6 protein-coding genes are annotated in these 6,247 nt (G+C 71.8%); 3 read left to right on the forward strand and 3 right to left on the reverse strand.

Annotated features, from left to right (window positions below; translation table 11 throughout):
* The first annotated feature begins 62 nt into the window (after window positions 1-62).
* The 3 genes from ACIBLA_RS31380 (at window position 63) to ACIBLA_RS31390 (ending at window position 3,192) form a co-directional block, all read left to right on the forward strand.
* Window positions 63-671 (forward strand): TetR/AcrR family transcriptional regulator, encoded by a 609-nt coding sequence (locus tag ACIBLA_RS31380; protein ID WP_363244958.1) that lies wholly within the window; start codon window positions 63-65, stop codon window positions 669-671.
* A 291-nt stretch (window positions 672-962) separates the two neighbouring features.
* Window positions 963-1,571: a DUF4126 domain-containing protein gene (locus ACIBLA_RS31385; RefSeq protein ID WP_399200572.1), complete on the forward strand. Its 609-nt coding sequence runs from the start codon at window positions 963-965 to the stop codon at window positions 1,569-1,571.
* An 82-nt stretch (window positions 1,572-1,653) separates the two neighbouring features.
* Complete coding sequence (locus ACIBLA_RS31390) at window positions 1,654-3,192, forward strand: phytoene desaturase family protein (protein WP_399200573.1); 1,539 nt, start codon at window positions 1,654-1,656, stop codon at window positions 3,190-3,192.
* 79 nt (window positions 3,193-3,271) lie between these two features.
* Here ACIBLA_RS31390 and ACIBLA_RS31395 read toward each other — a convergent pair whose 3' ends face one another.
* The 3 genes from ACIBLA_RS31395 to thiE all read right to left on the reverse strand — a co-directional run bounded on the left by ACIBLA_RS31395 (window position 3,272) and on the right by thiE (window position 6,083).
* On the reverse strand, window positions 3,272-4,315 hold the full coding sequence (locus tag ACIBLA_RS31395; protein WP_363244962.1) for a hypothetical protein: 1,044 nt from the start codon (window positions 4,313-4,315) through the stop codon (window positions 3,272-3,274).
* A 51-nt stretch (window positions 4,316-4,366) separates the two neighbouring features.
* Entirely contained in the window at window positions 4,367-5,284 is a 918-nt protein-coding gene (gene metF, locus ACIBLA_RS31400; RefSeq protein WP_363244963.1) for a methylenetetrahydrofolate reductase [NAD(P)H], read from the reverse strand.
* Window positions 5,285-5,414: 130 nt separating this feature from the next.
* Entirely contained in the window at window positions 5,415-6,083 is a 669-nt protein-coding gene (gene thiE / locus ACIBLA_RS31405) for a thiamine phosphate synthase (RefSeq protein ID WP_363244964.1), read from the reverse strand.
* Between the last annotated feature and the right edge of the window lie 164 nt (window positions 6,084-6,247).

Genomic DNA, 6,247 nt, shown 5'->3' on the forward strand with positions numbered 1-6,247 from the left:
CTTCATCCCGAATTGATCCTGTGAGTCGGATACGCAGGCCGGCACCTGTGAGAATCGGGCGCATGGACAGGAGCAGCACCCGCCGCCAGGCCACCAGACAGAAGCTCTACGAGGCCGCGGTGACTCTCATCGCCGAACAGGGCTTCTCGGCGACGACCGTGGACGAGATCGCCGACCGCGCCGGAGTCGCCAAGGGCACGGTCTACTACAACTTCAAGAGCAAGACCGAGCTGTTCGAGGAGTTACTGCGGCACGGCGTCGGCCTGTTGACCGCCTCCCTCCGGACGGCGGCCGACGAGACGGCGGAGCGAGACGGGACGAGCGTCGAGGCGCTGGACGCCATGATCCGGGCGGGGCTCGCCTTCATCGACCGCTATCCGGCCTTCACACAGCTGTACGTGGCCGAACTCTGGCGCACCAACCGCGCCTGGCAGTCCACCCTCCTGGTGGTGCGTCAGCAGGCCGTCGCCGTCGTGGAGAAGGTGCTCCAGGAGGGCATCGACGGCGGTGAGCTGAGCCGGGAGATCGACATTCCGCTGACGGCCGCGGCGCTGGTGGGGATGGTGCTGGTGGCGGCTCTGGACTGGCAGGCGTTCCAGCCCGAGCGGTCGATCGACGACGTGCACTCGGCGCTCTCGCTGCTGCTGCGCGGCCGGGTCGGCGGGGGCTGACGCGGAGACCGACAGGCCCGCAAAGGAAATGCGCCGCTCCGATCGGGCTTCCTCACTCCAGACCCGAGCGGAACGGCGCACCCCCACCCCGTAGCGGTCGGGGTGCCACGCCGCTCCGCCGCCCCGTGCCGGCGGTTTCGGCGTCGCGCCCCTCCCGTGCCCCTCACTCTTCCGTCTCCGCAGGTGGGGGCCCATCCGCGTGTCTACTCATCTCACGTACTAGGTACGGATACTCACAACCCCGTTCCGGTCCTCACCCGTGCGGCCGACACTCTCGCTACCATCTCGTCCGTGTCCTTACTCCCGCTTGTCTTCACCAGTGGCTGGGCCAGCGGGATCAACGCCTATGCGGTGATCCTGCTGTTCGGTGTCTTCGGGGCGACCGGGATGACCGACGAGGTCCCCGAATCGCTTCAGCGCACCGATGTGCTGGTCGTCGCCGGAGTGCTCTTCGTCTGCGAGGCGGTGGCGGACAAGATCCCGTACGTCGACTCGATCTGGGACTCCGTGCACACGGTCATCAGACCGGTGTCGGGCGCGGTGGTCGCCGCGCTGCTCGCCGGGCAGAGCGGTTCGCTCCCGGAGATCGCGGCGGGCGCGGTCGGCGGGTCGACCGCCCTGATGAGCCATCTGGTGAAGGCCGGCACGCGGATGGCGGTGAACTCCTCCCCCGAGCCCTTCAGCAACATCGCCGTGAGCACCGCGGAGGACTTCGGCGTCGCCGGGATCATCACCTTCGCGATCTTCCATCCGCTGGCCGCGGCGATCATCGCCGGCGGTCTCCTGCTGGCCGGCATCGTGATCGTCATCTTCCTGGCCTCGAAGATCCGGCGGTTCTGGAGGCGCAGGGCGGAGAGACGCGCGCGGCGGCGCATGGCCACCGCGTGGCCACCCCTCTGACCCGACGCTCCCCGACTCCCCGACCCCCGACCGGGCCTCCCGCGCGCGGCGCCGGGAAAACCGGCCGCTAAGGTCCACTTCCATGGCACGGATTGCGGTGATCGGCGCCGGGATGGGCGCGATGTCGGCGGCTGCCCGGCTGGCGGTGGCGGGGCACCAAGTGACGGTGTACGAGCGCTCGGCGACGTACGGCGGCGCCCTCGGCCGGTTCGAGCGCGACGGGTTCGCGTACGACACGGGGCCCGCGCTGCTGCATCTGCCCGCCGTCTACCGGGATCTGTTCGTCAAGACCGGCAGGAAGCCGCTCGAAGAGTGCGTGCGGATGACCCAGGTCGACCCGGCGAGCAGGCATGTCTTCCCGGACGGGACCGAGGTGTCCCTGCCCAACGCGTCGCGCGCCGGTGTCGTCGCGGCGCTGGACGCCGCGCTCGGCGCGGGCGCGGGTGAGCGGTGGGGCGAATTCCTCGGCCGGGCGCGGGACGCCTGGGACCGGTCGCGTCGGCCTCTGTTGGAGGAGCCGCTGCGCGACGACTGGCAGGTGCTGGGGCGTGACCCGTATCCGGCCGTCCGGCAGCGGAGGCTGCTGCGCGGCCCGAGGCTGGCGGGCACCGTCGCGGAGGTGGGGGCGCAGGAGTTGGCCGATCCCCGACTCGGCGCGCTGTTCGAGGGGTACGCCCTGTCGTACGGGCTCGATCCACGAAACACCCCGGCGGGCGCCGCGCTGCTGCCCTACATGGAGCAGACCTTCGGCAGCTGGTACGTACGGGGCGGGATGCGGGCGCTGGCGCACGCGGTGTACGAGCGGTGCCTGGCGCGCAGGGTGGAGTTCGTCTTCCACGCCGAGGTGACGCGGATCGTGGAGAAGGACGGCCGCGCGGCCGGTGTCGAGCTGGCGCCGGGGGCGTCCGTCGGCGCCTCCACGGTCGTCGAGGCGGACCACGTGGTGGCGGGCACTGCTCCCGCCGCCCTCGTGGACGGGGAGTTGTGGGGGGAGGACGACGTACGGCCCGGCGGCGGGGGCGCGGACGCCGGGACGCCGTCGGTCCCCGGCAGGTTCACGGTGCTGCTGGCGCTGCGCGGCGGCAGGCCGGACGGCACAGCGCACCGTACGGTGGTGCACTCCCGCGCCCCCGGTGAGGAGGCGGGCGCCGTGTTCTCCGGGCGGACGGCGGGGCGGCCCACGGTCACGGTGCTGCGGCCCGACGACCCGACGACGCGTCCGGACGAGGGGCACGAGGCGGTCACCGTCACCGCGACCGTCGCACCGCAGGGTCCGGTGGACTGGACGGACGCCGGGCTGCGTGAGCGGTACGCCGATGCGCTGGTGGAGGCGGCCGGCGCCGCCGTGCCTGAGCTGCGGGAGCGGCTGCGCTGGCGGGAGATCCGTACGCCGTCCGACACGGCGGCCAGGACCGGGGCGCGGGGCGGTTCGGTGCCCGCGCCGTCGCTGGCGGGTGCCGGGGGCCGGCTGCTGCGTCCGGCGAACAGCACACGGCTGCCCGATCTGTATCTCGTCGGCGGCGAGGCGCATCCGGGCGGTGGGCTGGCGCACGCGGGGATGTCCGGGGCGCTGGTCGCCGGGCTGATCGTGGAGGGGGCGGACTTCCGCGGCTCGCGGTGAGCCACCGCGAGCCGCGTGTCCGCGTGAACCCGCTAACAGGTGGCGGGAGTTGAACGCCCGTCAGGAGCGGTCGTAAGCGTCAGTAGCGGTAGCGCTGGTCGTCGTAGTTGGGGTCGTAGCCGTACTGCTGGGGCTCCTGCTGCGGCATCGGGGGGACGTTGTCAGCCTCGCGCTGCTGCGGGACCCAGACCCCGCCGGGCGGCGTGTCCGCGCCGTACTGCTGTCCGCCGCCCTGGCTGCCGCCCTGGCCGTTCTGACCGCCGTAGGGGTCCGCGTACTGCTGCTGGCCGCCGTAGCTGTCGTACGAGCCGTAGGCGTCGCCGCCGGTGGTCGCGCCGCTGTACGGGTCGGTGTACGCGGCGTACTGCTGCTGGCCCGTGCCGTAGTCGTACTGTCCGCCCTGGCCGTTCTGCGCCGCGTACGCGTCCTGCCCTCCGCCGTACCCGTCCTGGCCGCCGTACGCGTCCTGGCCGTGGCTGGCGTAGGGGTCCGTGGCGCCGTACGGATCGGGCGTGCCGTACCCGCCCTGGCCCTGGCCCTGCCCTTGGCCGGCGTAGGAGTCCTGGCCGGCGTAGGTGTTCTGGCCCGTGGCGGGGTCGTAACCGGTGTACGGGTCGTAATTGCCGTACTGGGTCGCCTGGTAGGCGGCGTCGCTGTACACGCCGTACTGCCCCGTCTCGTCGGGCATCGGCTCCGGCTCGTAGACGGACGGGACGTACGGCGGCTCGTCGGGGACGGGACCAGCGAGTCCTTCGGGGCCGGGGACGGGACCGGGCGCGACGGGCTGGTACTCCAAGTCCGAGACTTCCAGGCTCGGTTCGCGTGACTCGCCCTCACCGCCGGCCTTGCGGCGCCGGCTCGCGCCGGGGCTGCCGCCGATGGCCCAGCCGGTGGAGAAGCCGCGCCGGAACGACAGCGTCACATAGGTCTGGCCGACCGCGAACGCGATCGCGCCGACCCCGATGACCGGGACGGAGGCGAGCAGGACACCCAGCACCACGCCGAGGAACCCCGTGAAGGCGAGCAGTCTCCAGCGGAGCCGCGCCTTGTACTGGAGCAGCACTTCGCCCAGCAGCCACAGCGCGACGATGCCGAACGCGATGTAGAGGACCGTCCAGCCCATGCCCGCCCCTCTCCTGCGGTCACCGCCCCGGTGCGGGGCGGGTACGACCGGTCACGACTGCTCGTGCAGTCCGAGATTCTCGTAAATTTCGAGCGTCGCCGTGGAGTTGTTGAGTGTAATGAAGTGCAGTCCGGGGACACCCTCCGCGCGCAGCGTCGCGCAGAACTCCGTCGCGTACTCGATACCGATGGAGCGTACAGCGGCGGGATCCTCCTTGACGGAGAGGATCCGTTCTTTCAGTGCCGGGGGCACCACCGCGTTGCTGAGCTGCGAGAAGCGCTCCAGCTGCCGGACGTTCGTGATCGGCATGACCTCCGGGATGATCGGGGTGTCGCAGCCGGCGGCCGACACCTTGTCCCGCAGCCGCAGATAGTCCTCGGGGTCGAAGAACATCTGGGTGATGGCGTAGTCGGCGCCCGCGCGGCACTTGGCCACGAAGTGCCGGATGTCGCTCTCCCAGTCGGTCGAGCGCGGGTGCATCTCGGGGAACGCAGCGACGCCGACGCAGAAGTCGCCGGACTCCTTGATCAGCCGGACCAGGTCGGCCGCGTACCGCACGCCCTCGGGATGCTTGACCCACTCGCCCATCGGGTCACCGGGCGGGTCGCCGCGCACGGCGAGGATGTTTCTGATCCCGGCGTCCGCGTACTGGCCGATCATGTTGCGCAGTTCGGCCACCGAGTGGTTCACGGCGGTGAGATGCGCGACCGGGACGAGCGTGGTGTCGGAGGCGATGCGCTGGGTCGCCTTGACCGTGCCCGCGCGGGTGGAGCCGCCCGCGCCGTAGGTCACCGAGACGAAGTTCGGGGCGACGGCCTCGACCCGGCGCAGCGCGTTCCAGAGATTCCGCTCACCCTTCTCCGTCTTGGGTGCCCAGAATTCGAACGAGTACGACAACTTGTCGGTCGCCAGCAGATCGCGCACCGTACGGGCGTGATCCGTCCTGGTCGAAGCTGTACCAAAGGCCATACCGAAAGGCTATCGAGGGTGCGGCGATCACCCAACCAGACCAGGTCGATTTGTCCACTTCGCACCATCCCTGTCCACCCCTCGGACGGTACGGACACCAGGAGTCAGGTGCGGGAACCGGGGGCGGATGTCAGGCGATCCGGTCGCGTACGCGCTTCGCGAGCCCGGCGGCGGCCATCGCCGGATCGTCCGCCTCCGTAAGAGCCCGTACGACCACGACCCGGCGGGCCCCGGCGTCCAGAACCTCGTCGAGGTTGCCCGCGTCGATCCCGCCGATCGCGAACCAGGGGCGCCGGGTGGCCAGCGACGCCGCGTACCGCACGAGGTCGAGGCCCGGAGCGTGGCGGCCGGGCTTGGTGGGGGTGGGCCAGCAGGGTCCCGTACAGAAGTAGTCCACGCCGGGCTCGCCGGCCGCCGCCATCGCCTCGGCCTCGGAGTGGGTGGAGCGGCCGATCAGCAGGTCCGTACCGAGGATGGCGCGGGCGGCGGAGACAGGCAGGTCCCCCTGGCCCAGGTGCAGCACGTCGGAGCCGATGGCGTGCGCCACGTCGGCCCGGTCGTTCACGGCGAGGAGCTTGCCGTGCCTGCGGCAGGCGTCGGCGAAGACCTGGAGGTGGTCCAGCTCCTCGGCCGCCTCCATGCCCTTGTCACGCAGCTGCACGATGTCCACACCGGAGGTGAGGACGGCGTCCAGGAACTCGGGGAGATCCCCCTGCCGCTTCCGCGCGTCCGTGCACAGGTAGAGCCGGGCGTCGGACAGCAGATCAAGTGCGCTGGGTACACCGGGCGCTGCGGGCATGCGGGTCTCCCCCCGTCGGATCAGTGTCTTGGGACGGCCGTGGGGGGGGCGGGGGGGGCCCCCCCCCCCCCCGGCCGGGGGGGGGGGCGGACGCCCCCCCCGCCCGCCCCCCGCGCCTAACCACCCGGCCCCCCATATCGCAGAGGGGCCGCGCCGGGGGGGCC

Origin of the sequence: Streptomyces sp. NPDC050433, from assembly GCF_044458565.1 — a bacterium.
Taxonomy (GTDB): Bacteria; Actinomycetota; Actinomycetes; order Streptomycetales; family Streptomycetaceae; genus Streptomyces.